General features: G+C 59.0%; 22 protein-coding genes. 15 read left to right on the forward strand and 7 right to left on the reverse strand.

Going from position 1 to position 26,070, the window contains the following annotated elements:
- Positions 1-147 precede the first annotated feature (147 nt).
- Positions 148-2,544 carry a PAS domain-containing sensor histidine kinase gene (locus ACW9HW_RS10265; protein WP_457399701.1) on the reverse strand — a complete coding sequence of 799 codons (2,397 nt, stop codon included), beginning with the start codon at positions 2,542-2,544 and terminating at the stop codon, positions 148-150.
- A gap of 73 nt (positions 2,545-2,617) precedes the next feature.
- Between ACW9HW_RS10265 and ACW9HW_RS10270 the strand changes: the two genes are divergently transcribed.
- Entirely contained in the window at positions 2,618-3,622 is a 1,005-nt protein-coding gene (locus tag ACW9HW_RS10270; protein WP_095195841.1) for an alpha/beta hydrolase family protein, read from the forward strand.
- Between the two features lie 124 nt (positions 3,623-3,746).
- Here ACW9HW_RS10270 and ACW9HW_RS10275 read toward each other — a convergent pair whose 3' ends face one another.
- From ACW9HW_RS10275 to ACW9HW_RS10285, 3 genes are read right to left on the reverse strand one after another with little or no spacing between them, the layout of a single operon-like run.
- Complete coding sequence (locus ACW9HW_RS10275) at positions 3,747-4,514, reverse strand: TerB family tellurite resistance protein (protein WP_137805059.1); 768 nt, start codon at positions 4,512-4,514, stop codon at positions 3,747-3,749.
- A gap of 1 nt (position 4,515) precedes the next feature.
- Positions 4,516-5,187: an N-acetylmuramate alpha-1-phosphate uridylyltransferase MurU gene (murU, locus tag ACW9HW_RS10280; RefSeq protein ID WP_457399704.1), complete on the reverse strand. Its 672-nt coding sequence runs from the start codon at positions 5,185-5,187 to the stop codon at positions 4,516-4,518.
- Complete coding sequence (locus tag ACW9HW_RS10285; protein ID WP_457399705.1) at positions 5,184-6,203, reverse strand: aminoglycoside phosphotransferase family protein; 1,020 nt, start codon at positions 6,201-6,203, stop codon at positions 5,184-5,186. The genes murU and ACW9HW_RS10285 overlap by 4 nt, the downstream gene beginning before the upstream one ends.
- A gap of 130 nt (positions 6,204-6,333) precedes the next feature.
- Between ACW9HW_RS10285 and ACW9HW_RS10290 the strand changes: the two genes are divergently transcribed.
- The 11 genes from ACW9HW_RS10290 to ACW9HW_RS10340 all read left to right on the forward strand — a co-directional run bounded on the left by ACW9HW_RS10290 (position 6,334) and on the right by ACW9HW_RS10340 (position 20,526).
- On the forward strand, positions 6,334-9,132 hold the full coding sequence (locus ACW9HW_RS10290; protein ID WP_457399707.1) for an LPS-assembly protein LptD: 2,799 nt from the start codon (positions 6,334-6,336) through the stop codon (positions 9,130-9,132).
- On the forward strand, positions 9,113-10,429 hold the full coding sequence (gene surA, locus ACW9HW_RS10295; protein WP_457399709.1) for a peptidylprolyl isomerase SurA: 1,317 nt from the start codon (positions 9,113-9,115) through the stop codon (positions 10,427-10,429). The genes ACW9HW_RS10290 and surA overlap by 20 nt, the downstream gene beginning before the upstream one ends.
- Positions 10,426-11,415 carry a 4-hydroxythreonine-4-phosphate dehydrogenase PdxA gene (gene pdxA / locus ACW9HW_RS10300; RefSeq protein WP_457399711.1) on the forward strand — a complete coding sequence of 330 codons (990 nt, stop codon included), beginning with the start codon at positions 10,426-10,428 and terminating at the stop codon, positions 11,413-11,415. The genes surA and pdxA overlap by 4 nt, the downstream gene beginning before the upstream one ends.
- A complete protein-coding gene (gene rsmA, locus ACW9HW_RS10305) occupies positions 11,412-12,230 on the forward strand; it encodes a 16S rRNA (adenine(1518)-N(6)/adenine(1519)-N(6))-dimethyltransferase RsmA (RefSeq protein ID WP_095195848.1) in 819 nt (272 codons plus the stop codon). The genes pdxA and rsmA overlap by 4 nt, the downstream gene beginning before the upstream one ends.
- Positions 12,231-12,353: 123 nt before the next feature.
- A complete protein-coding gene (gene apaG / locus ACW9HW_RS10310) occupies positions 12,354-12,734 on the forward strand; it encodes a Co2+/Mg2+ efflux protein ApaG (RefSeq protein ID WP_095195849.1) in 381 nt (126 codons plus the stop codon).
- A complete protein-coding gene (locus ACW9HW_RS10315; RefSeq protein ID WP_095195850.1) occupies positions 12,734-13,618 on the forward strand; it encodes a symmetrical bis(5'-nucleosyl)-tetraphosphatase in 885 nt (294 codons plus the stop codon). Before apaG ends, ACW9HW_RS10315 begins: the two co-directional genes overlap by 1 nt.
- Positions 13,619-13,651: 33 nt before the next feature.
- Positions 13,652-13,981 (forward strand): thiosulfate sulfurtransferase GlpE, encoded by a 330-nt coding sequence (gene glpE / locus ACW9HW_RS10320; protein ID WP_095195851.1) that lies wholly within the window; start codon positions 13,652-13,654, stop codon positions 13,979-13,981.
- Between the two features lie 297 nt (positions 13,982-14,278).
- The gene (locus ACW9HW_RS10325) at positions 14,279-16,201 is read left to right on the forward strand and encodes a PrkA family serine protein kinase (protein ID WP_095195852.1); all 1,923 of its coding nucleotides are present in this window, start codon (positions 14,279-14,281) and stop codon (positions 16,199-16,201) included.
- 201 nt (positions 16,202-16,402) lie between these two features.
- Positions 16,403-17,674, forward strand: coding sequence for a YeaH/YhbH family protein (locus ACW9HW_RS10330; protein WP_095195853.1), 1,272 nt, complete (start codon positions 16,403-16,405; stop codon positions 17,672-17,674).
- Complete coding sequence (locus tag ACW9HW_RS10335; protein WP_095195854.1) at positions 17,671-19,233, forward strand: SpoVR family protein; 1,563 nt, start codon at positions 17,671-17,673, stop codon at positions 19,231-19,233. The genes ACW9HW_RS10330 and ACW9HW_RS10335 overlap by 4 nt, the downstream gene beginning before the upstream one ends.
- A 63-nt stretch (positions 19,234-19,296) precedes the next feature.
- Positions 19,297-20,526: a multifunctional CCA addition/repair protein gene (locus tag ACW9HW_RS10340; RefSeq protein WP_457399715.1), complete on the forward strand. Its 1,230-nt coding sequence runs from the start codon at positions 19,297-19,299 to the stop codon at positions 20,524-20,526.
- An 81-nt stretch (positions 20,527-20,607) separates the two neighbouring features.
- Here ACW9HW_RS10340 and folK read toward each other — a convergent pair whose 3' ends face one another.
- Positions 20,608-21,126: a 2-amino-4-hydroxy-6-hydroxymethyldihydropteridine diphosphokinase gene (gene folK, locus ACW9HW_RS10345; RefSeq protein WP_457399716.1), complete on the reverse strand. Its 519-nt coding sequence runs from the start codon at positions 21,124-21,126 to the stop codon at positions 20,608-20,610.
- Complete coding sequence (gene folB / locus ACW9HW_RS10350; RefSeq protein WP_007993198.1) at positions 21,117-21,473, reverse strand: dihydroneopterin aldolase; 357 nt, start codon at positions 21,471-21,473, stop codon at positions 21,117-21,119. The genes folK and folB overlap by 10 nt, the downstream gene beginning before the upstream one ends.
- Positions 21,474-21,548: 75 nt before the next feature.
- On the opposite strand from folB, the gene plsY reads away from it, so the two are divergent.
- A complete protein-coding gene (plsY, locus tag ACW9HW_RS10355) occupies positions 21,549-22,118 on the forward strand; it encodes a glycerol-3-phosphate 1-O-acyltransferase PlsY (protein ID WP_095195857.1) in 570 nt (189 codons plus the stop codon).
- 23 nt (positions 22,119-22,141) lie between these two features.
- Here plsY and tsaD read toward each other — a convergent pair whose 3' ends face one another.
- Positions 22,142-23,167: a tRNA (adenosine(37)-N6)-threonylcarbamoyltransferase complex transferase subunit TsaD gene (gene tsaD / locus ACW9HW_RS10360; protein WP_457399719.1), complete on the reverse strand. Its 1,026-nt coding sequence runs from the start codon at positions 23,165-23,167 to the stop codon at positions 22,142-22,144.
- A 199-nt stretch (positions 23,168-23,366) separates the two neighbouring features.
- On the opposite strand from tsaD, the gene rpsU reads away from it, so the two are divergent.
- Together rpsU and dnaG are read left to right on the forward strand one after the other, a co-directional pair.
- The gene (gene rpsU / locus ACW9HW_RS10365; RefSeq protein ID WP_002551877.1) at positions 23,367-23,582 is read left to right on the forward strand and encodes a 30S ribosomal protein S21; all 216 of its coding nucleotides are present in this window, start codon (positions 23,367-23,369) and stop codon (positions 23,580-23,582) included.
- 481 nt (positions 23,583-24,063) lie between these two features.
- A complete protein-coding gene (gene dnaG, locus ACW9HW_RS10370; protein ID WP_457399722.1) occupies positions 24,064-26,034 on the forward strand; it encodes a DNA primase in 1,971 nt (656 codons plus the stop codon).
- Positions 26,035-26,070: the final 36 nt, after the last annotated feature.

Below are 26,070 nucleotides of genomic sequence, written 5' to 3' on the forward strand. Positions count from 1 at the left end.
ATACCAACCGAATCTAAGGCGGTAGGATTTACCTACAACATAGAATCTCCCACAGAGTTTTGGGTCGCGGCACAAATATTTGTCACACCCGACTCACTGTGGGAGCGAGCCCGCTCGCGAAGGCGTCAGACCAGACAACACAATTTTTCAGGCCTCATCCAACGGCACACGCACAATCAGAGTCGTACCCTCATCCAACGCACTCTCAAGCAACAACTGCCCACCCATGATCAGCACCCGTTCACGCATGCCGACCAATCCAAAGGATGTCGACCTACCCTCTGTAACGACAAATCCTACGCCATCATCGCTAACCGTCAGGCACAACTCGTCGTGTTCAAGGGCCAGCGTCAGTTCCACAGTATGCGCCTGGGCGTGACGCATGACATTGGTCAGCGCTTCCTGAAGGATTCGAAACAGACCAATCGCCTTGGCATCGCTCAGTACCGGCAAATTGTCCGGCACCTGCACCAGGCACGGAATCTGCGTACGCGCCTCGAAGCGGCGGGCCTGCCACTCGATGGCCGATGCAATGCCGGCATCGAGAATCGGCGGACGTAACGCCGTCGCCACATCACGCACCAACTGGAACAGCTGGGCGATCAAGCGCTTCATGCTGTTCAAGCGTTCGTGCAACCCGGGATCGAGTTGCGCGTAGGCCAGTTCGCACATGGACGTTTCCAGCTTGAGCACGGTCAGCATCTGACCCAGCTCGTCGTGAACTTCCCGGGCAATGCGGGCCTTTTCCTCTTCGCGTACGCTTTCCAGGTGCGCGGACAACTCCCGCAGTTGCTCCCGGGAGCTGGCCAGTTCCAGTTCGATGCGTTTGCTTTCGCTGATGTCCCAGACAATTCCGTCCCAGACGTAGGCACCGTCCTCAAGCTGCCGGGTAATGGCCTTGATTTCCGCCCAGCGCTGCTCCCCTTGGCGCGTGAGAATTCGCCCTTGCCACGACCAGTCGCTGTCGGTGTCCAGCGCATGATCCTGAGTCTGGTGATAACTGGCCTTGTCGTCCGGATGCACCAGGCTGCGCAGGCCTTTGTCACGGTGGGCCAAGGTGGCCGGCGAATAACCCACCAGACTTTCACTGCCCTCACTGATGTAGGCAAAGTCGATCTGGCCTGTCACCGGCGCCCGCTCCAGGCGAAAGACCAGTCCGGGAACATTCGCTGCGATCCCTTGCAGCCGAGCTTCACTTTCCTGCAAAGCGGCCAGGGCGCGACGGCGGTCGGTGACGTCGGTGAGGTAGACCACCAGATACTCACCACCGCGAAAACGCAGGAAGCTCAGCGAGACGTCCGTCGGCAGGATGCTGCCATCGGCTCGCAAGCAATTGGTTTCGAAGCTTTGGGGCGACTCGTCGCTGGCCCGGGCGCGTTTCCACAGGTTCAACCAGCGATCCATGTGCAGGCCGGGCTCGAAGTCGATCAAAGGCCGGTCGATGATCCCGCCCGGCGGATACCCCAGCATGGTCTCGGCCGCACGGTTGGCGTAGCGCACGTGACTGTCCCAGTTGACCCAAAGGATGCCGACGGTGCTCTGGTCGATGGAAAACTGCGTGAGTCGTAACGCCTCCTCGCTGGCGGCACGCAAGGCTATGTCTTCCTGCGCCGCCGCCAGTCGCTGCTCCAGACTGTGCTGTTGGCGGCGCTGCCAGAACACGATGGCCATGCAGCTCAGTGCCAGTACCAACAGCAGCAGGCAGAGGTTTTGCCAAAAGCCTGGAGACTCGGTGAGTTTTGGGTACTTGGGTTGCAGCCACTGGTTGTGAAGGTTTTCCAGATCCTTGGCCGGAATAGCCCGCAATGCGCTTTCGACGATACCCGCCAGCTCCGGCTTGTCGCGCCGGGTGGCCACCCTCAGCAATTGCGGCAAGCCGATGTCACCCACTACCACCAATCCGGCGAACTCCGGCTCGATAGAGAGTCGCCCCAACTGCGCCTCATCGACCACCGCGTAACCGGCTTGCTGGCTCAACAAGAGTTGCAACGCCTGACGCTCCATCGGAACGCCCTGGAGGTTGAGGTGTGGATAGTTGCCGCGCAGGTAATCGGCGGTGGCACTGGGCATGCGCACGGCGACACGGGTCTGGCTGTCGAGTTTTTCCAGTTCCACCGTCCCGGTGCTTTTCTGGTCGCTGACCACCAGTTGCGGTACCCGCATATACGGATCGGAGAACTGCCACAGACGTAATCCGCCGGGGGTCTGGGTCAGCCCGGGCGCGATGTCGATTTCACCCGCGCGCGCCGCCGCTTCCAACTGTTCAATGTCGGGAAAGTTGCGCCAGCTCAGCTCGACCTTAAGCGCCTTGGACAGCCATTTCATCAGCTCGACGTTGACCCCTGACAAACGCTGCAGGCGGCGATCGTATTGCGCATAGGGCGCTTGCAATACCAGCCCCACTCGTAGCTCGCTTTGCTGCGCCAGCCACTGCTGTTGTTTGGGCGACAGGACGGCAACATGCGCCGGCGGCGCGGCCGCCGCCCAGCCCATCAAGGGAAACCATAAACAGCCGATAACCCACAGGCAGCGAAAACGCATCATCGAACTCTCACACACTGACAAATACTGACCAACCCATTAGGCTGCCGGAATAACTTCTGGCCTGGAATATCCGATGCCCCCTGTCTACCGCCTGGCACTGCCAGCATTGTGCCTGTCGCTGATTCTGCCATGGGCTTTTTCCGTTAAGGCTGCCGACCCGGCACCTGCCGCCCCGGCTGAAGCCACAGAAAAGGCCGCCGAAGAAAAACCGGTGGAACGTCAGCCGCTGCCTGAGCGTAGTCAGGAAGAAGCAGCAGCACTTGAGCGAAAAATCCCGGCCCAGCAACAGCAACAACTGCAGGCGGGCAGCGACAGCTTCCTGGCCTTGTGGAAGCCGGCCAACACCGCCGAACCCAAAGGCGCGGTCATTATCATCCCGGGCGCTGGCGAAACCGCTGACTGGCCGCAAGCAATCGGTCCGTTGCGGCGCAATTTGCCGAATGCCGAGTGGAGCAGCCTGAGTATCACCTTGCCGGACTTGCAAAGCGATGCCATTGCACCACGCGTTGTCGAGGTGCCGCCAGCGCCTAAAACACCGGATGTCGGCAGCAAGGACTCGACCACCGCGGCCCCCATCGAACAGGCGGCCGGCGGTGAAGCAGACGTAGTCGACAAGCCTGTCGCCGAAACCAGCGAAGAACAGTCGAAGGCCGACGCTGAGCGGATCTTTGCCCGTATCGACGCAGCCATCGCGTTCGCCGAACAGCAAAGCGCTCGCAGCATCGTCGTACTGGGGCATGGCACCGGCGCATATTGGGCCGCGCGCTACCTGAGCGAAAAGCAACCGTCGCAAGTCGAGCGGTTCCTCATGGTCGCCGCGCAGACACCCACTCAGGCAAAACCGGAACTGGACGAACTCGCGCCGAACCTGAAACTGCCAACCGCAGACATTTTCTATATGGACAAACCGCTGGATCGCAACGCGGCGCTGGCCCGGTTGCAAGCGAGCAAACGCTTGAAAACCTCGGCATTCAGCCAGGTATCGCTCAAGGCGTTGCCGGGTGATAACAAGGCACAGCAGGAGCAGTTGGTTCGCCGGGTGCGGGGTTGGCTGAATCCGCAGGGTACGGCGGACTGATAGACCGGGTCGCCCCATTCGCGAGCAGGCTCGCTCACACATTCGATCTTCTGACACTGGAGATCAAATGTGGGAGCGAGCCTGCTCGCGAAAGCGGCATCACGAACGACACAAATCTACCCCGCTAACGGAAATCCCGCCGCTGACGAATCAACGTATAGGCACTATGCAACTCCCGGGTCTTCTCGGTTGCCTCCCGCACCTGGGACGCCGTCGCCCCACTGCCGGCAATCTTGTCCGGATGATGACGGCTGAGCAGACGCCGATAGGCGCGCTTGATCTGCGACGGCTCACTGGTTGCGGACACACCCAACAGGCGCAGTGCGTCCTGATAAGTCACGGCATTGCTGACCTGTGGACGCTTATGCGGCTCATAGTCCGTCGCCAACGCCTGCACCTGATGCGGCGTCCAGCCCAGCCATTTGCCCCACTGAGCGATCAGTTCTCGCTCACTGGTGCCTGCCCGGCCATCGGCCCAAACCATCCGCCAACAGGCACGCAACACCCCTTCGGCCGCATGGGGCTGGGCACTCAGGCGACGCAAGTAGCCGCGTAACCGGTCGTTGCCCGACTTGCCGCGATTGAACGCGGCAATCGCCCGACGCTGAGCCGGCTCGTTCATTTCCAGCGCGCGCATTTCCTGACGCGCCTGCTGGATATGACCATCAACCACTCGCCCGTCGCACTTGGCCAAACGCCCCAGCAAGACGAACAGCAATTCATCGTTGCGCAGTACAGGACGGCCACCGAGTTTTTCACGCAGATGCGCCCAGCTTTGCAAGTGCAGGCGTCGATCCAGCGCCTGCCCCAACAAGGCACCGAGCATGGCCCCCGGAATGCTGGCAATGGCAAAGCCCGCTCCGGCTCCGATCAGAGTCCCTGGCCACAACATGTCAGCGTCTCGCTTCGATCAGGGCTTGCGCTTCAGCCAGGCGCTCGTGAGTGCCGACATCGACCCACTGCCCGTTCAGGCGCTCACCGGACACCTGCCCGTTCGCCATTGCAGTACGCAGCAACGGTGCCAGCTTGAAAGCCCCGGCAGAGCACCCTTCGAACAATTGCGGATGCAGCACGGCGATGCCGCTATACGTCAGGTTGGCGGCTCCGGGCTCACCGTCAGAGACCTGGCCGTCGATCAACTGGAAATCCCCGGTCGGGTGATGGGCCGGGTTGTTGACCAGCACCAGATGAGCAAGGCCGACAATCGGCTGATGCAGCACACTGAAATCGTAATCGGTCCAGATATCGCCATTGACCACGACAAAAGCCTCGTCGCCCAACAACGGCAACGCACGGAAAATCCCGCCACCGGTTTCCAGCGGCTCCCCTTCCGGCGAATACCGGATGCTCACGCCATAGTGCGAACCATCACCCAGATAGTCCTCGATCTGCTGACCGAGCCAGGCATGATTGATCACGATTTCGGTAAACCCGGCATCGGCCAGCGCGCGCAGGTGGTATTCGATCAGCGGAACCCCGCCTGCACGTACCAGCGGTTTTGGCGTGGTCAGGGTCAGCGGGCGCATGCGCTCGCCTTTGCCCGCCGCCAGAATCATCGCCTTCATGCCTTCACCCCGGCCCGCAGACTGGCCAGCAACACATCCAGTTCCGCCAGTTCAGGGCGGCGTGCGATCACGGCTTCTATATAAGCGAAGAAGCGTGGCACATCGCTCAGATAGCGCGGTTTGCCATCGCGATGGCAGATGCGGGCGAAAATGCCGATCACTTTCAGGTGACGCTGCACGCCCATCAGGTCACTGGCGCGCAGGAAGTCTTCGAAATCCGGCTGCACCGGAATATCCAGCGCCGCGGCCTGCTGCCAATAACTTTCCAGCCAGCCGCGTACGCGTTCTTCGGGCCAGCTGAGGAATGCATCCTTGAACAGGCAAGTCACGTCGTAGGTCACCGGGCCATACACCGCATCCTGGAAATCCAGCACACCGGGATTCGGCTGGCTGAGCATCAGATTGCGCGGCATGTAGTCGCGGTGCACCAGGACCTTCGGCTGGGCGAGAGCACTGTCGATCAGCAGATCGCTGACCTGTTGCCAGAGTACTTGCTGCGCCGCATCGAACTCGATGCTCAGCTCACGCTTCACATACCACTCGGGGAACAGTTCCAGTTCCCGGCGCAGCAGTGCCACATCATAGCTCGGCAGCGGAGCCACCATCGGCAACTGCTGAAAAGCCAATAGCGCTTGCAGGGCATCATTGAACAAATCTTCGGCGTTTTCGCTGTCGATCACGTCCAGATACGTCTTGTTGCCCAGGTCATTGAGCAAAAGAAAACCGCGCTCGAGATCTTCGGCATAAATTTTCGGCACATTTATTCCGGATTTCGCCAGCAAAAAAGCGATATCCACGAAAGGTTTGCAGTTTTCCTGCGGGGGCGGCGCATCCATGACGATAAAACTTTTATCCGCGCCCTCCCAACGAAAATAACGCCGAAAACTCGCGTCGCTACTGGCCGCGGTCAATGTGGCCGGGGGTATGGCACCCCAACCCTGTTCTGCAAAAAGGATCGCCAATTGTTCATCGAGCCAAACTTTCAGGTGTTGCAAACGTACATCTTGGTCAGGCATTGCAAGGGTCTCCGACGGCGCTAGCCGTCAAGCGGGTCATGCTTTATTATCCAGCATCTTTTTCAGACCATCGAGAGGCGTGCGGCCCACACCGCGGGCAGATGGCACGCAGGAAGCCCGGACTAATAAGATGGCATTGAAATCCCCCGCGTTTCGTAAAAAATTTCCGTTGTTGGTAACCGGCAGTCTGCTGGCCTTGCAACCACTAGCCACTTCCTTCGTGGTCGCCGCGGAACAGTATGACTGCTCAGTCTCTGCTTCGGGTGCCTGGGACTGTGCGCCTAAAAAACCGGCGGCAGCCTTGCCTCCGCGTCCCGTCCATGACGGTAGTGCAGTCAGCGCTACCGGCGAGGCTGCGGCACAGGATGGCTCCAGTGAAGACACTGGCGCCAAGCCCGTGCTGGTTACCGAGTCCAAGGGCCGCGGCCTGAAGTCCCGTAGCGAAGACTACAGCCACCTCGACTGGGTTCCCCGCGAACAACTCACTGCAGCACAGCTGGCCGAAACCGGTCCTTACTGCTCTGGTTCCTATATCGAACCGATTCGTCCTGGCATGAATGACAAGACGAGTAAAAGTGACGCGCCAACCTTTATCGGCGCAAAAGCCTCTCGCTATAAGCAGGATGAGCAAGTCGCTACCCTGGCCGGTGACGTGGTCATGCGCCAGGGCAGCATGCAGGTCGAAGCCGACGAAGCCAACCTTTACCAGGCCGAGAGCCGTGGCGAACTGGCCGGCAACGTGCGCATCCGCGACAACGGTGCGCTGATCGTCGGCGACCATGCCGACGTGCAACTCGATACCGGTGAAGCCAAGGTCGACAACGCTGAATACGTGATGCACAAATCCCGTATCCGCGGTAACGCGCTGTACGCCAAACGTGCCGAGAACGCGATCATCCGCCTCAAGGACGGTACGTACACCACGTGCGAACCGAACAGCAACGCCTGGCAGCTCAAGGGTAATAACATCACCCTGAACCCGGCCACGGGCTTCGGTACTGCGACCAACGTGACCCTGCGGGTCAAGGACTTCCCGGTCCTGTATACGCCGTACATCTACTTCCCGATCGACGACCGCCGTCAGTCCGGTTTCCTGCCGCCGACCATCGGCAGCGGCAGCGATACTGGCTTCCTGCTCGTCACGCCGTACTACTTCAACCTGGCACCGAACTACGATGCCACGTTGTATCCGCGCTACATGAGCAAGCGCGGCCTGTTGATGGAAGGCGAATTCCGCTACCTGACCAAATCCACGGAAGGTCAGTTCGGCGCCGCGTACCTCAACGACGAAGACAACGAGCGCGAACTGCAGAGCGACTACGACAAAACGCGCTACATGTACAACTGGCAACACAAGGGCGGGCTCGATTCGCGCGTCTTCACGCAAGTCGACTACACCAAGATCAGCGATCCTTACTACTTCCAGGATTTGCAGACCGACCAGATCGGTGTGAAGAGCGCCGACTACGTGAACCAGCAAGGTTCTGTCAGCTATCGCGGCGACAGCTACACCGCTCGTATCAACGCCCAGGCTTATCAACTGGCGACCGTGTCGAACATCACGCCGTATGACCGCTTGCCGCAGATCACTTTCGATGGTGCCCTGCCGTATCATCCAAGCGGCCTGGACTTTACGTACAACACTGAAATCGTACGATTCGACCGGGACCTGAGAAACGGCAGCTTTACCGATGAAGACGGTAACGTCGAGCCACGTCTGGATACCAACGTTCAAGGCCTGGCGCGCGCCAACGGTGATCGCCTCAACCTTGCACCGGCCGTCGCCCTGCCGCTGGAGTGGACTTATGGCTTCCTGAAGCCAAAACTCAAGTACCAGTACACGCAGTATGATCTGGACCTGGACAGCATCGGCAAAGCTCAGATTGACGCGATGACTCCTGAACAGAGAAAGCTCAATGGCGACTTTGGCAGCAGCCAGAGCCGTGGCGTACCGATCGCCAGCATCGACAGTGGCCTGTATTTCGACCGCAATACCCAATGGTTCGGCAAGAACTATCGCCAGACCCTTGAGCCTCGCCTGTTCTATCTCTATGTGCCCGAGAAGGACCAGGAAGACATTCCGGTGTTCGATACCGGCGAATACACCTTCAACTATGCATCGCTGTTCCGCGACAACCGCTTCTCAGGCTCCGACCGTGTCGGCGACGAGAACAAACTGTCGCTGGGCGTGACCAGCCGCTGGATCGAAGACAACGGTTTCGAGCGTCAACGCATCAGTGTCGGTCAGGCTTTGTACTTCAAGGATCGCGAAGTCCAACTGCCGGGTATCGATGCCAAGACCCGCGAAGACGCGCACTCCGACGTATCCCCTTATGCGCTGGAATACGAATACCGCTGGAACCGCGATTGGCGCGCGACCGCCGATTACAACTGGGACCCGGACAGCCGCAGCCCTCGCTCGGGCAGCGCGATGTTCCACTACCAGCCTGAAGACAACCCGAACAAGGTCATCAACGCCGGCTATCGCTATCGTAATGACCAGATCCGCTACGACCAGAACACCGGTCAATGGCAAGTGGGCGGCGGTGACTACGGCGTTCCCGGCCAGCCTGGCTACGTGAAGGATTACTACAAGATCCAACAGCACGACTTCTCGGTGATCTGGCCGATCGTGCCGCAATGGAACGCCATCAGCCGTTGGCAGTACGACTACAACCGCAACCGTACGCTGGAAGCCTTCGGTGGTTTCGAGTACGACAGCTGCTGCTGGAAACTGCGCCTGATCAACCGTTACTGGGTTTCCTATGACGAATTCAGTCAGGAAGCACCGCAAAACGAAAAAGGCGACCATGGCGTCTTCCTCCAAATTGTTCTGAAGGGACTCGGCGGCCTCACCGGCGCCAAGGTAGAGAGCTTCCTCGACAAAGGCATTCAAGGTTATCGTGAACGTGAAGACCAAGCTTTCTGATTGTCTGCGCCCGCTGTTGCTGGGCGCGCTGTTCCTGGGTACCGCGGCCAACGCCGCGGTACAGTCCATCGATAAAGTGGTGGCGATCGTCGACAACGACGTGGTCATGCAGAGCCAACTGGACCAGCGCGTCCATGAAGTTCAGCAAACCATCGCCAAGCGCGGTACTGCCGTGCCGCCGGCCAGCGTACTGGAGCAACAGGTGCTTGAGCGCCTGATCGTCGAGAACCTGCAACTGCAGATCGGCGAACGCTCCGGCATCCGCATTACCGATGAAGAACTGAACCAGGCTGTCGGCACCATCGCCCAGCGCAACAACATGACGGTCGATCAGTTCCGCCAGGCCCTGACTCGTGACGGCCTGTCTTATGACGACGCACGTGACCAGATCCGTCGCGAGATGGTTATCAGCCGTGTGCGCCAGCGCCGAGTGGCCGAGCGCATCCAGGTGTCTGAGCAAGAGGTGAAAAACTTCCTGGCTTCCGACCTTGGCAAGATGCAGCTGTCCGAAGAGTTCCGCCTGGCCAACATCCTGATTCCTACGCCGGAAAGCGCCAACTCCGACGCAATTCAGAATGCCGCCAAGCAGGCTGACGCGGTTTACCAGCAGCTCAAGCAAGGCGCCGACTTCGGTCAGTTGGCCATCGCCAGGTCCGCCAGCGAAACGGCACTGGAAGGTGGCGACATGGGCTGGCGTAAAGCCGCTCAGCTGCCACCCCCATTCGATCGCCTGCTGAGCACCATGGCCATCGGTGATATCACCCAGCCAATGCGTACGCCAGGTGGCTTCATCATCCTGAAGCTCACCGACAAGCGTGGCGGTGAAGCCCAGGTACGTGACGAAGTGCATGTACGGCATATCCTGGTCAAGCCGAGCCCGATCCGCGACGAAGCAAAGACCAAGGCTCTGGCTGAGTCGCTCTACACCCGCATCGAAGCGGGCGAAGACTTCGGTGAGCTGGCGAAAAGCTTCTCGGAAGATCCCGGTTCTGCCCTCAACGGCGGCGACCTGAACTGGATCGATCCGAACGCACTGGTCCCCGAGTTCCGCGAAGTGATGGCCAACACCCCGCAAGGTCAACTGTCCAAGCCGTTCCAGACGCAATATGGCTGGCACGTTCTGGAAGTCCTTGGCCGTCGTGCCACCGACAGCACCAACCAGGCTCGCGAGCAACAAGCGATGACCGTACTGCGCAACCGCAAATACGACGAAGAGCTGCAAACCTGGCTGCGTCAGATCCGTGACGAAGCGTACGTAGAAATCAAACTCCCTGGCGCCGACCAGGCAGCGCAGTGAAACCCCAACGTTTCGCGCTGACACCCGGCGAACCGGCCGGCATAGGTCCCGACCTGTGCCTGCTGCTCGCCTCGCAAGCCCAGCCACATCCCCTGATTGCCATTACCAGCTGCGACCTGCTCCTTGAGCGGGCCGCGCAGCTGGGTGTGGTGGTCGACTTGCTGCCGGTCACACCGGACAGCTGGCCGGACGTACCCGCTCCCGCCAACAGCCTGTATGTCTGGGATACTCCGCTGAACGCCAGCGTCGTCGCCGGGCAACTGGACAAAGCCAATGCCGCTTTTGTTCTGGAAACCCTGACTCGCGCCGGCCAAGGCTGCCTGGACGGGGATTTCGCCGGGATGATCACTGCTCCGGTGCATAAGGGTGTGATCAATGAATCCGGGATCGCCTTCTCCGGGCACACGGAATTTCTCGCCGACCTGACCCATACCGCGCAAGTAGTAATGATGCTCGCCACTCGTGGATTGCGCGTAGCGTTGGTGACCACCCACCTGCCCTTGCGCGAAATTGCCGATGCGATCACGCCAGAGCGCCTGGAGCGGGTCACGCGAATCCTGCACACCGACCTGCAGGAAAAATTCGGCATCGCCCAGCCACGCATCCTGGTGTGCGGGCTCAACCCCCATGCCGGTGAAGGCGGACACCTGGGCCATGAAGAAATCGATATCATCGAACCCACATTAGAGCGCCTGCGCGGCGAAGGCATGGACCTGCGTGGCCCCCTGCCCGCCGACACTCTGTTTACCCCAAAATATCTGGAGCACTGCGATGCAGTGCTGGCGATGTACCACGACCAGGGCCTGCCCGTGCTGAAGTACAAAGGCTTCGGCGCAGCAGTCAACGTGACCCTTGGCTTGCCGATCATCCGCACTTCGGTCGACCACGGCACCGCTCTCGATCTGGCCGGCAGCGGCAAAATCGACACCGGCAGCCTGCAAGTCGCCCTGGAAACCGCCTACCAGATGGCCGAGACCCGTTTATGACCGAGCAATACCAACACCGTGCGCGCAAGCGCTTCGGCCAGAACTTTCTGCACGATGCCGGCGTTATCGACCGCATCCTGCGCTCCATCCACGCCAAACCCGACGATCGGATGCTGGAGATCGGCCCGGGCCAGGGTGCATTGACTCAAGGCCTGCTCAATAGCGGCGCCCAACTCGACGTAGTGGAGCTGGACAAGGACCTGGTCCCGATCCTCAATCAGCAATTCGCCGGCAGGGACAACTTCAACCTGCATCAGGGTGATGCGCTGAAGTTTGACTTCAATAGCCTGAACGCCGCGCCGAACAGCCTGCGCGTGGTCGGCAACCTGCCGTACAACATCTCCACACCGCTGATTTTTCACCTGCTGCACAACGCCCACCTGATTCGCGACATGCACTTCATGCTGCAAAAGGAAGTGGTCGAGCGTCTGGCGGCAGGGCCTGGCGGCGGTGACTGGGGTCGTTTGTCGATCATGGTCCAGTATCATTGCCGGGTTGAGCATCTGTTCAACGTAGGCCCAGGCGCGTTCAACCCGCCGCCGAAAGTCGATTCAGCCATCGTGCGCCTGGTGCCTCACGCCGTGTTGCCGCACCCGGCCAAGGACCACCGGTTGCTGGAGCGCGTCGTACGCGAAGCCTTCAACCAGCGTCGCAAGACCCTGCGCAATACCCTCAAGTTGCTGCTGAGCAACGCCGAAATCGAAGCCGCTGGCGTCGACGGCAGCTTGCGTCCCGAGCAACTCGATCTGGCCGCCTTCGTGCGCCTGGCAGACAAACTCAGCGAACAACCCCTGCACAAGCCTGCGGACGCCTGAGAGGGTCGAAGCGTTATCGGGTAGGACACCAGCGCCCATGTCTGGTTTACTACCCGATACTTGGCCTAGACTGAACTCCATCAGCTACGCCCCGCGTCCCGCTTCGTTTTTAAGGCCTCTTGCATGTCCGATCCTCGTTATCAGGTCGACGTCAGCGTCGTCACCCGCTATCTGGCAGAACAATCGCAACCCGAACACGACCGCTTTGCCTTCGCCTACACCATCACCGTGCAAAACAATGGCCTGATACCGGCCAAACTGTTGTCACGGCACTGGGTGATCACCGATGGCGACGGACATGTCGAAGAGGTTCGCGGTGCGGGCGTGGTTGGCCAGCAACCGCTGATCGAGGCCGGCAAGAGTCACACCTACAGCAGCGGCACGGTCATGACCACCAAGGTGGGTACCATGCAAGGCAGCTATCAGATGATTGCCGACGACGGCAAGCAATTCGACGCCATCATTGCGCCGTTCCGTCTCGCGGTACCTGGAGCCCTGCACTGATGGCGACGTATGCCGTTGGCGATCTGCAGGGCTGCCTGGAAGCCCTGCAATGCCTGCTCAAACGAGTGGCGTTCGATCCCGCAAAAGATCGCCTGTGGCTGGTCGGCGACCTGGTCAACCGTGGTCCGCAATCGCTCGACACCTTGCGCTTCCTCTATAGCATCCGCGAATCGCTGGTTTGCGTACTCGGCAACCACGACCTGCACCTACTGGCCGCCGGGCAGAATATCGAACGCCTGAAGAAAGCCGACACCCTGCGCGAAATCATCGAAGCACCGGATCGCGCGGAGTTATTGGAATGGCTGCGCCAGCAAAAACTCATGCATTACGACGAGCAGCGCAATGTCGCGCTGGTGCATGCCGGGATCCCGCCGCAGTGGTCACTGCGAAAAGCCCTGAAGTGCGCCGCCGAGGTTGAGACCGCCCTGCGCGACGACAACCTGTTTGCGCCCTACCTTGACGGTATGTACGGCAACGATCCGGCAAAGTGGGACAATGACCTTAAAGGCGTGACGCGACTGCGGGTGATCACCAACTATTTCACCCGGATGCGTTTCTGTACGGCCGAAGGCAAGCTTGACCTCAAGAGCAAGGAAGGTCTCGACAGCGCGCCGCCGGGATACAAGCCTTGGTTCCTGCATAAGGAACGCAAGACCAAGGACCTGAAAATCATCTTTGGCCACTGGGCCGCACTGGAAGGCAAAGTCCTTGAACCAGGTATTTCGGCCCTCGATACCGGCTGCGTCTGGGGTGGTGCCCTGACCCTGATGAATGTCGACAACGGCGAACGCCTGTCCTGCAAATGCGACGAGCATGGCCATGCCGCCAAACCTCCAGCCCCTCCACTCAATTCCGAACCATCGTCAGCCAGCGCCCCGCGCTAGACTGCGCTTTCAGCCGAGCCACAGGAGCCCGCCATGAGCGAATTCAAACGTATCCCCCCTGAACAGGCCCATGCCCTGCGCGAACAAGGCGCGGTAGTGGTCGATATCCGTGATCCTGCCACCTATGCCGCCCTGCACATCAGCGGATCGAAGCATCTGGACAATCATTCGATCTCGGATTTCATCCGCGCGGCCGACCTGGATGCACCGACCGTTGTGGTCTGCTACCACGGCAACTCCAGCCAGAGCGCTGCCGCTTACCTGATCAGCCAGGGCTTCTCCGACGTCTACAGCATGGATGGCGGTTTTGAGCTGTGGCGTACGACGTTTCCTTCGGAAACGGCGCAAGGCACTTCCGAATAATTTTTTTGTAACGCGCAAGCCCCCGGCATGCGCGGGCTAGCGCGGTGGCAGACGAACGGTCTGCCACAACTAATTACGTATCTCGCCTTTACCTGCCAAATTCCCAACTATCCTTAAGCGCAGGCCATCCAAAACAGGGGAGAGCCGGTACACCGGCGCGCGGATCATCGGGAGTAGCTTTCGGAGTCGTCAGCTCCGAGAGAGTTCTGGGGGGTAAACAGCAACTGCCTGTTCGGTTGCTGCCAGCATCGACTGAGTGATCCGGCGTCGGCTCCACGTATCGAGCGAGGTGACGTCATGAGTATCTTTAGCCACTTCCAACAACGTTTCGAGTCCACACGCCAGGAAGAACTCACGCTGCAAGAGTATCTGGAACTGTGCAAACAGGACCGTAGCGCCTACGTTTCCGCCGCAGAGCGTCTGCTCCTGGCCATCGGTGAACCGGAGCTACTCGACACCTCGACCAACTCGAGGCTGTCGCGAATCTTTTCCAACAAGGTGATCCGCCGTTATCCGGCCTTTGAAGACTTCCACGGGATGGAAGAATGCATCGACCAGATCGTGTCGTATTTCCGCCACGCCGCCCAGGGTCTGGAAGAGAAGAAACAGATCCTCTATCTGCTTGGCCCCGTCGGTGGTGGTAAATCGTCCCTGGCCGAAAAGCTCAAGCAACTGATGGAAAAAGTGCCCTTCTATGCGATCAAGGGCTCGCCGGTTTTCGAATCGCCTCTGGGGCTGTTCAACGCCACTGAAGATGGCGCAATCCTCGAGGAAGACTTCGGCATTCCACGGCGCTACCTCAATACCATCATGTCGCCCTGGGCAACCAAGCGTCTGGCCGAATTCGGTGGCGACATCAGCCAGTTCCGCGTGGTCAAACTGTATCCGTCGATCCTCAACCAGATCGCCGTGGCCAAAACCGAGCCGGGAGATGAAAACAACCAGGACATCTCGGCACTGGTGGGCAAGGTCGATATCCGCAAACTGGAAGAATTCCCGCAGAACGACGCCGACGCCTACAGCTACTCGGGTGCACTGTGCCGGGCCAACCAGGGCCTGATGGAATTCGTCGAAATGTTCAAGGCGCCCATCAAGGTGCTGCACCCATTGCTGACCGCCACCCAGGAAGGCAACTACAACAGTACCGAAGGCCTGGGTGCGATTCCGTTTACCGGGATCCTGCTGGCCCACTCCAACGAATCGGAATGGCATACCTTCCGTAACAACAAGAACAACGAAGCGTTCATCGACCGGATCTACATCGTCAAGGTGCCTTACTGCCTGCGGGTCAGCGACGAAGTGAAGATCTACGACAAACTGCTGTTCAACAGTTCGCTGGCAAAAGCCCATTGCGCACCCGACACCTTGAAGATGCTCGCTCAGTTCACCGTGCTTTCTCGCCTGAAGGAACCGGAAAACTCCAACATCTACTCCAAGATGCGCGTGTACGACGGCGAAAATCTCAAGGACACTGATCCGAAGGCCAAGTCGATCCAGGAATACCGCGACAATGCCGGGGTCGACGAGGGCATGAATGGCCTGTCGACCCGCTTCGCGTTCAAGATCCTGTCGAAGGTCTTCAACTTCGATCCGCACGAAATCGCCGCCAACCCGGTGCACTTGCTCTACGTGCTGGAACAGCAGATCGAACAGGAACAGTTCCAGGCTGAAACCCGCGAACGCTACTTGCGCTTCCTCAAGGAGTACCTGGCGCCGCGTTATATCGAATTCATCGGCAAGGAAATCCAGACTGCCTACCTCGAGTCTTACAGCGAGTATGGCCAGAACATCTTCGACCGCTATGTGCTGTATGCGGACTTCTGGATCCAGGACCAGGAATATCGCGACCCGGAAACCGGCGAAATCCTCAACCGTGTGGCACTGAACGAGGAACTGGAAAAAATCGAAAAACCAGCGGGCATCAGCAATCCGAAGGACTTCCGCAACGAAATCGTCAACTTCGTATTACGTGCCCGCGCCAACAACAACGGCAAGAACCCGACCTGGCTCAGTTACGAAAAACTGCGGGTGGTCATCGAGAAGAAAATGTTCTCCAACACTGAGGACCTGCTGCCGGTCATCAGCTTCAATGCCAAGGCCAGCAAAGAAGACCAGCAAAAACACAACGACTTCGTCACACGGATGGTCGAGCGGGGCTACACCGACAAACAGGTACGACTGCTGTCCGAGTGGTATCTGCGGGTCAGAAAATCGCAGTAACCCGCCACCGGCAAGACCGGTTGTCGTCAGCCCGAGGCCTGTTTGCACTTTTTCTGCTACACAGGCCTCAGGAAGGTGTTCGAAAGTCGGTAGCGAGGTTCAGGCAGTAACCACGGCGCTTGGGGGAGCGTGTACATCCCTTGGCACTCGGCGTGCTGCTTGATGGCTTGCCCCTTTCAGGACAGCTTCTAAGGAGCAGTCATGAGCTATGTGATCGACCGACGTCTCAATGGCAAGAACAAGAGCACGGTAAACCGTCAGCGGTTTCTGCGGCGTTACCGTGATCACATCAAAAAGGCTGTCGAAGAGGCGGTCAGCCGGCGCTCCATAACCGATATGGAGCACGGCGAGCAAATCAGCATTCCCGGCCGCGACATCGACGAGCCGGTGCTTCACCATGGCCGCGGAGGCAAGCAAACCGTGGTGCACCCCGGCAACAAGGAGTTCACCAGCGGCGAACACATTGCCCGCCCACCGGGAGGTGGCGGCGGCAGAGGGCCTGGCAAGGCCGGTAATTCGGGCGAAGGGATGGACGAATTCGTCTTCCAGATCACTCAGGAAGAATTCCTCGAATTCATGTTCGAAGACCTTGAGCTGCCAAACCTGGTCAAACGCAACCTGACCGGCACCGATACCTTCAAGACTGTACGCGCGGGGATCAGCAACGAGGGCAACCCGTCGCGGATCAATATCATCCGCACCCTGCGTTCAGCCCATGCACGGCGGATCGCCCTGTCAGGCAGCAGTCGCGCGAAACTGCGGGACGCCAAAGAAGAACTTCTGCGATTGAAGCAGGAAGAACCAGACAATTTCGGCGATATCCAGGAACTCGAAGCGGAAATCGAAAAACTCAGCGCGCGAATTCATCGTGTACCGTTTCTTGATACCTTCGATCTCAAATACAACCTGCTCATCAAGCAGCCCAACCCCAGTTCGAAAGCGGTGATGTTCTGCCTGATGGACGTATCCGGCTCCATGACCCAGGCAACCAAGGATATCGCCAAGCGCTTTTTTATCCTGTTGTATCTGTTTCTCAAGCGTAACTACGACAAGATCGACGTCGTGTTCATCCGCCACCACACCAGCGCCCGCGAAGTAGACGAGGAAGAATTCTTCTATTCCCGCGAAACCGGCGGGACCATCGTATCCAGCGCCTTGAAACTGATGCAGGAGATCATGGCCGAGCGCTATCCAGCCAACGAGTGGAACATCTACGCGGCCCAGGCCTCCGACGGCGATAACTGGAACGATGACTCGCCGATTTGCCGCGATATCCTGATCAACCAGATCATGCCGTTTGTGCAGTACTACACTTACGTTGAGATAACCCCACGCGAACATCAGGCCCTGTGGTTCGAATACGAGCGCATCGCCGAAGCCTTTTCTGACACTTTTGCCCAGCAACAACTGGTCTCGGCCGGAGATATCTACCCGGTCTTCCGTGAACTCTTCCAGCGCAGGTTAGTGACATGACCGCCAAAGAGCAGAAGCGCCAACCCATTTCCACCGGCTCCGAATGGACTTTCGAGCTGATCCAGGCCTACGACCGCGAAATCAGTCGTCTCGCGGCCCGCTATGCGCTCGACACTTATCCCAACCAGATTGAAGTGATCACCGCTGAACAGATGATGGATGCTTACGCCTCCGTCGGCATGCCGCTGGGTTATCACCATTGGTCCTATGGCAAACACTTCCTCAGCACAGAGAAATCCTACACTCGCGGCCAGATGGGGCTGGCCTACGAGATCGTCATCAACTCAGACCCGTGCATCGCCTATCTGATGGAAGAAAACACCATCTGCATGCAGGCGCTGGTCGTGGCGCATGCCTGCTATGGGCACAACAGCTTTTTCAAGGGCAATTACCTGTTCCGAACCTGGACCGATGCCAGCTCGATCATCGATTACCTGGTGTTCGCCAAGCAGTACATCATGCAATGTGAAGAGCGCCATGGCATCGACGCGGTCGAGGACCTTCTCGACTCATGCCACGCCCTGATGAACTACGGGGTCGACCGTTACAAACGGCCTTATCCGATTTCCGCCGAAGAGGAACGTCGCCGGCAGAAGGACCGGGAAGAACATCTGCAGAAACAGATCAATGATTTGTGGCGGACCATTCCAAAAGGCGCGGACAAGTACAGCGACAAGGACAATGCACGCTTCCCTGCCGAACCGCAGGAAAACATCCTCTATTTCATCGAAAAACACGCGCCGCTGCTGGAGCCGTGGCAGAGGGAAATCGTGCGGATCGTGCGCAAGATCGCCCAGTATTTTTATCCACAACGCCAAACCCAGGTCATGAACGAAGGCTGGGCAACGTTCTGGCATTACACGTTGATGAACGACCTGTATGACGAAGGCCTCGTCACCGATGGCTTCATGATGGAGTTTCTGACTTCCCATACCAGCGTTGTCTTTCAGCCTGGGTTCGACAGCCCCTATTACAGTGGAATCAACCCTTACACTTTAGGGTTTGCCATGTACCGCGACATCCGTCGCATGTGCGAAGAGCCTACGGAAGAAGATCGCCGCTGGTTCCCGGAAATTGCCGGCACCGATTGGCTATCTACCATCAAGTTCGCCATGAGCAGCTTCAAGGATGAGAGCTTCATCCTGCAGTACCTGTCACCTAAAGTGATCCGCGACCTGAAGTTGTTCAGCATTCTCGACGACGACCAGAAGGACGATCTGCTGGTTCCGGCGATTCATGACGAGGGCGGCTACCGGATCATCCGTGAAACCCTGGCGGCCCAGTACAACCTGGGCAATCGCGAGCCCAACATACAGATCTACAGCATCGACCGCCGCGGCGACCGCTCCCTGACCCTGCGCCATCAGCAACACGACCGCAAACCGCTGGGAGACTCCACCGAGGAAGTACTCAAGCACCTGCACCGCCTGTGGGGCTTCGACATTCATCTGGAGACCCTGCAAGGGGATCAGGTGATGAAAACCCACCATGTTCCCCCCAGGAGCGAACACAGCGAAGGTGATTACGGGCGGCTGGACCTGGCCGTCATCCATCTTTGAACCTGTTTGTGCCTCCGAAAGCCCGACGCAACGGTTATCCTGTCGAGCTAACGGAGGTTTTTTATGCGGATCTATAAAGTCGGCGGTGCGGTACGTGATCGCCTGCTGGGCATACCTGTCACTGACATTGACCGGGTCGTGGTTGGCGCCACCACCGAAGAAATGCTCGCCCGGGGCTTTCGCCCGGTTGGCTCGGATTTCCCGGTGTTTCTTCACCCAAAGACCGGGGAGGAATACGCCCTTGCCCGGACCGAACGCAAAAGCGGACGCGGGTATGGCGGCTTCACTTTTCACACCAGCCCAGAAGTTACACTTGAAGAAGACCTGATCCGCCGCGACCTGACGATCAACGCCATGGCCGAGGACGATCACCAGAACCTGACCGACCCCTATCACGGCCAGCGCGATCTGGAAGCGCGCATACTACGTCACGTTTCCCCTGCATTCGCCGAAGATCCTCTCAGGGTTCTGCGCGTTGCCCGCTTCGCGGCGCGTTATGCCGAACTGGGTTTTACTGTCGCCCCGGAAACACTGGACCTGATGCGCCAACTCAGCGAGTCAGGCGAGCTTGAAGCCCTGACGGCGGAACGCAGCTGGAAAGAAATTTCCCGCGCACTGATGGAAAGCCAGCCACAGGTATTCATCGAAGTGTTGCGCGCGTGCGGGGCACTCAAGGTGTTGATGCCGGAAATCGACGCGCTGTTTGGGGTTCCTCAACCCGAGACTCACCATCCGGAAATCGACACCGGCGCACACACTCTCAGCGTCCTGGAGCAGGCTGCAAAGCACAATCAGCCGCTGACCGTGCGCTGGGCTTGCCTGCTGCATGACCTGGGCAAAGGACTGACGCCCGAGAAAGAGTGGCCACGGCACATTGCCCACGAGTTCAAGGGTCTCAAGCTGACCAAAGCGGTCAATGAGCGCTTCAAGGCACCCAGGGATTGCCAAGAGCTGGCGCTGCTGGTGGGCGAATATCACACCCACGGCCACCGTGCTCTGGAACTGAAGCCATCGACTCTGCTGGAATTGCTGCAAAGCTTCGACGTTTATCGTCGCCCCCAACGCTTCGAGGAGTTCATTGCGGCGTGCGAGATGGACGCCCGTGGACGCAAAGGCCTGGAGCAGAGGAGTTATCCACAGGCGGATTACCTGCGCGGAGCGGCGACGGCAGCTCGTAGCGTTGCGGTTCAGCCTTTGCTGGAGAAGGGATTCAAAGGTCCCGAGCTGGGCGAGGCGATCAAGCGTGAACGACTCAGGGCGTTGAAGGCTTACAAGGAAGCGGCGTCGATTTGAAAGACTTCGCGAGCAGGCTCGCCCCCACAGGGTTAGTGTCAATCTGTGGGAGCGAGCCTGCTCGCGAAGACGTCAGTCAGGTCACAACAAATTCGAAGGCGTCAGCTGCTCCCCACGCCACTCAAACGCCACCGGCGCCAACACCTGATCAATCTGCGCTTCACCCCACAGTGTCGCAAAACTTTTGCCCACCCCCGGATGGACCCGATCCGGCGCAATCAGCGACAGCGGCCACAACACAAAGGCATTTTTGAGAATCTCGGCTCTCGGCAGAATCAAGCCATCGAAATTGCCTGCAAGCTCGCCGAACAGCAGTACATCGATGTCCAGCGGCAAACCCTTGCGATCTGGCGCATAACGACCATTGTCGGCTTCGATGAATTTCAGCCGGCGATCAAGCTCCATCAGTGGCAAATCGGTAAAGGCAGACACCACGAAATTGAAAAACGGTCCGCTCTTGATCCCTACCGCCTGGCTTTCGAAGACCGGCGAACACTGGATATCCACGAGGAAACCCGCCAAGGCGTCCAGACCAGCCCGCAAATGGGATTCGCGCTCGATATTGCTACCGAGCCCGAGATACACCTGAGTCAGCGACATCCGCGCTCGATCTCCACGCCCACGCCGCCGGTAGCGGCAGGAACAGCGCCCGGCTTGGTCAGCTTGAGGCGCACCCAGGTGATTTTGAATTCGCTCATCAGCACTTCAACCAGACGCTCGGCGAAGGTCTCGACCAGCTGGAACTGTGCCTGTTCGGCAAAGGCCTGGATGCGCGACGAAACGCTCGCGTAATCGAGTGCCAGGGTCAGGTCGTCGCCGGCTGCCGCCGGACGATTATCCCAAGCGAAACTCAGATCAAGACGCAAGCATTGTCGGATGCCTCGCTCCCAGTCGTAGGCACCGATCACGGTGTCGACTTCCAGGCCCTCGATAAACACTCTGTCCAAGCACTTTTCTCCGCTACACGACAAGGGCGCATTGCGCCGTTAGAATCAGGGCGTCCTCGCCCCGGAATAGTTAGCATGTTTTGGTTATTGGCGATCCTCGCCTACCTGCTCGGCTCTCTGTCCTTTGCCATTTTGCTCAGCCGCCTGACCGGTAACCCCGATCCGCGAATGAGTGGCTCGGGCAATGCCGGCGCCACCAACATGTTGCGTCTGGCGGGCAAGAAACTTGCCATCCTGACCTTGCTCGGCGACCTCTGCAAAGGCCTGCTACCTGTGCTGATCGCCGGCGTTGCGGGTCTTTCGCTACAAGATCAGGCCTGGATCGGCGTCTGCGCCGTCATCGGTCACCTGTTCCCGCTGTACTTCCGCTTTCGCGGGGGCAAGGGTGTCGCCACCGCTGCCGGAATGTTAATGGGCCTGTATCCACCTGCAGCGCTGCTGGCGGTCTGCGCCTGGTTGCTGACGTTCTACCTGACCCGAACCAGCTCGCTGGCCGCGCTCATCGCCACGCCGTTGACCCTGCCGCTGCTGGCCTGGCAAGAACCGGCGGCGCTGCTACCCATGAGTACGCTCACGGCATTGATCGTCTGGCGCCATCGCGGCAATCTACGCGACCTGTTTGCCGGGCGCGAACGGCATTTTTAGATGCCGGCCATGAGCAACACTCATCACAATGCCGACAGCTGCTCCATCGGCCAGCGTGCCTGCACACTGATCGCCAGGCTTTCCTGCTGACCGGCCTGCAAACGCTGGCAGCCGGCGAACGCAATCATTGCACCGTTATCGGTACAGAACTGCGGACGGGCATAAAAAACATCACCCTTCATGTCGCCGAGCATTTTTTCCAAAGAAGCGCGCAATGCCTTGTTGGCGCTAACGCCGCCTGCGATCACCAGACGCTTCATGCCTGCCGCCTTGAGGGCACGCTTGCACTTTATGGTTAAAGTCTCCACCACGGCCTGCTGGAACGCCAGCGAGATGTCGCAACGGGCTTGCTCGCTGTCGTCCCCGGCGCTCACGCACTGCTGCCAGGTATTCAAGGCGAAGGTTTTCAAGCCGCTGAAGCTGAAATCCAGGCCAGGACGGTCACACATCGGACGCGGGAAAACGAAGCGCCCTGCAATCCCTTGTTCCGCCAGGCGAGCGATTTCCGGGCCACCCGGATAATTGAGCCCCATCATCTTGGCGGTCTTGTCGAAGGCCTCGCCCGCGGCGTCGTCCAGCGTCTCGCCCAGAAGCGTGTATTGACCGATTCCGTCGACCTGCACCAACTGCGTATGACCGCCGGACACCAACAAAGCGACGAACGGAAATTCCGGTGGTTGCGACTCCAGCATAGGTGCCAGCAAGTGGCCTTCCATATGATGCACACCCAGCGCTGGAATGCCCCAGGCAAAGGCCAGCGCCTGCGCGCAGGAAGCACCCACCAGCAATGCCCCTACCAGCCCGGGACCGGCGGTGTAAGCGATGGCGTCGATCTCGGTTGGCACACAGTCGGCTTCAGCCAACACCTGACGAATCAAGGGCAGCATGCGCTTGACGTGGTCGCGCGAGGCCAGCTCCGGCACCACACCGCCGTAGGCGCGGTGCAGGTCGATCTGACTGAACAGCGCGTCGGCCAGTAGGCCCCGCTCACTGTCGTATAGTGCGACGCCGGTTTCGTCGCAGGAGGTTTCTAATCCCAGTACTAGCATGGGTTTGCGCCTTGTTTAGGCTGAATTCGAAGGCGCGCATAATAGTCGCCGCGTGATGCCCCGACCAGCGGTTTTCGATCAGAGGCTTTGCATTCCGAGCGTTGAGGGGTTAACATCCGCAACCCTTAAAAACCGACGTCTTCAAGTGCTCTTTTGCCGCGAGGATGTTGACCCCGGTAATGAATGAAGGTAGCTCTGGATGCCAGCCGTCAAAGTAAAAGAGAACGAACCCTTCGACGTAGCTCTGCGTCGTTTCAAGCGCTCCTGCGAAAAAGCCGGTGTACTGGCTGAAGTTCGTAGCCGCGAATTTTACGAGAAGCCAACTTCTGAGCGTAAGCGCAAAGCAGCAGCCGCTGTTAAGCGTCACGCCAAGAAAGTTCAGCGCGAACAGCGCCGCGCCGTTCGTCTGTACTAATACACAGACGTTCGTAGCAAGCTTCTGCCAAGCCCGGCCCTCAGCCGGGCTTATGGCATTTGCGTAAAACGCTTGATGCTTCACCGTCGAAGCCGCAGACGCGACCGAGACGAATCTGCTTCACCGCGTCAGACCTGGCTTTTTTGCCAGCGGTGCACGTCTTTTCTGACGAGCCTTTCAAGGCTACTGACGAGCACACCCACTGATTCCTCTCACGACGATCAGCCCGAGGCACCGCTTGCGTGCCACATTATGAGCTATCCGAGACCAATGACTGGTCGCAGACGGACTCAGCGCAGTACTTTCAAATAGTCGAATACTGAATGTTATTAACGTCAGTGGATTTTCGGCAGATACACTTCCCGACAGCGATTACGCAGACGACACTGGTCGAGCCGCACACCTTGCGCGCCTCACACAACGACCCGCGTTCGGCAGCACCTCGTTTCGGGTCCCTTTCAGCGCAGATGACGAGAACGCCATGGCCGGGCTAATTCCCCAGAGCTTCATTGACGACCTTCTGAACCGCACCGACATCGTCGATGTGGTCAGCTCTCGCCTGCAACTGAAAAAAGCCGGCAAGAACCACACCGCCTGCTGCCCGTTTCACAAAGAGAAAACCCCATCCTTCAGCGTCAGCCCCGACAAACAGTTTTACTACTGCTTCGGCTGCGGCGCTGGGGGCAATGCTCTCGGCTTCATCATGGACCACGACAACCTGGACTTTCCCCAGGCTGTCGAAGAACTGGCCAAAGCCGCCGGCATGGAAATTCCCCGGGAAGAAAACGGCCGATCGCACAAACCCCGGCAGCCGACTGACTCACCGCTTTACCCGCTGCTCACGGCCGCCGCCGATTTCTACCGCCAGGCGCTCAAAAGCCATCCCCAGCGCAAGGCCGCCGTCGATTACCTCAAGGGCCGCGGCCTTACCGGTGAAATCGCCCGTGATTTCGGCCTCGGCTTTGCGCCACCAGGCTGGGACAATCTGTACAAGCACCTGAGCAGCGACAGCCTTCAACAGAAAGCCATGATCGACGCCGGCCTATTGGTGGAAAACGCCGAGACCGGCAAGCGCTATGACCGCTTCCGTGACCGCGTGATGTTCCCGATCCGCGACAGCCGCGGCCGGATCATCGCCTTCGGTGGCCGGGTATTGGGTGACGACAAGCCCAAATACCTGAACTCTCCGGAAACCCCGGTGTTCCATAAGGGCCAGGAACTCTACGGCTTGTTCGAAGCCCGCAAGAACAACCGCAACCTCGATGAAATCATCGTGGTTGAAGGCTATATGGACGTGATCGCCCTTGCTCAACAAGGCCTGCGTAACGCCGTGGCCACCCTCGGCACCGCCACCAGCGAAGAACACTTGAAGCGCCTGTTCCGCGTGGTGCCTAGCGTCCTGTTCTGTTTCGATGGCGACCAGGCTGGCCGCAACGCCGCGTGGCGAGCCCTGGAAGCAACGCTCTCGAGCTTGCAGGATGGCCGTCGGGCGCGCTTTCTGTTCCTGCCCGAAGGCGAAGACCCGGACACCCTGGTCCGCTCCGAAGGTACCGACGCCTTCCGCGCACGCATCAACCAGCACGCTCAGCCATTGGCGGACTACTTCTTCCAGCAACTGACCGAAGAAGCCGATCCGCGCTCCCTCGAAGGCAAGGCCCATATGGCCACCCTCGCGGCACCGCTGATCGACAAGGTCCCAGGCGCCAATCTGCGCACCCTGATGCGCCAACGCTTGCTGGAAATCACCGGCTTGGGCGGCGAAGCGGTCAGCCAACTGGTTCACAGTGCACCTCAAGACGCGCCGCCAGCCTATGACCCGGGCATGGATTACGACGCCATGCCGGACTATTCAGACTTCCATCAACCCCAGGAGGCCTACGCGCCCCAGCAGGAATGGACGCCAAAGAAGCCCGGTGCCGGCGGCAAGAAATGGGACAAGAAACCCTGGAGCAAAAACGGCAAGCGCGGTGATCGCGATGAGTCCTACGCTCCACGCACGCCAGTGGCGGTAGAGGCCCCGACGCTTATCGCGTTGCGAACGCTTATCCACCACCCACAACTGGCCGGCAAGGTCGAGAGCGCCGATCACTTTGCCAACGAGAGCAACACGTACGCTCAGGTACTAATCGCCTTGATCGAGGCCGTGCAGAAAAATCCTAAGCTAAACTCTATTCAGTTGATGGCCCGTTGGCACGGCACAGAGCAAGGTCGCCTGTTGAGAGCACTCGCAGAAAAGGAGTGGCTAATTGACGGCGATAACCTTGAACAACAGTTTTTAGACACCATTACTAGATTGTCCGCGGGTCAGCACACGCAGACCCTCGACGAACTCATCAAGAAAGCAAGGCAGCCGGGATTGTCGGCTGAAGAGCAAATTCAGATAGCAAAACAGATGCGCGACCTCTTAAAACAGAATGTTTCCGCATCAAACCCGACCTCAACTGGCGCGTGAGGTCATAGCTCAGGTATAATCCTCGGCTTGTTTTTT

It is taken from the genome of Pseudomonas sp. SDO5532_S415 (assembly GCF_054071155.1).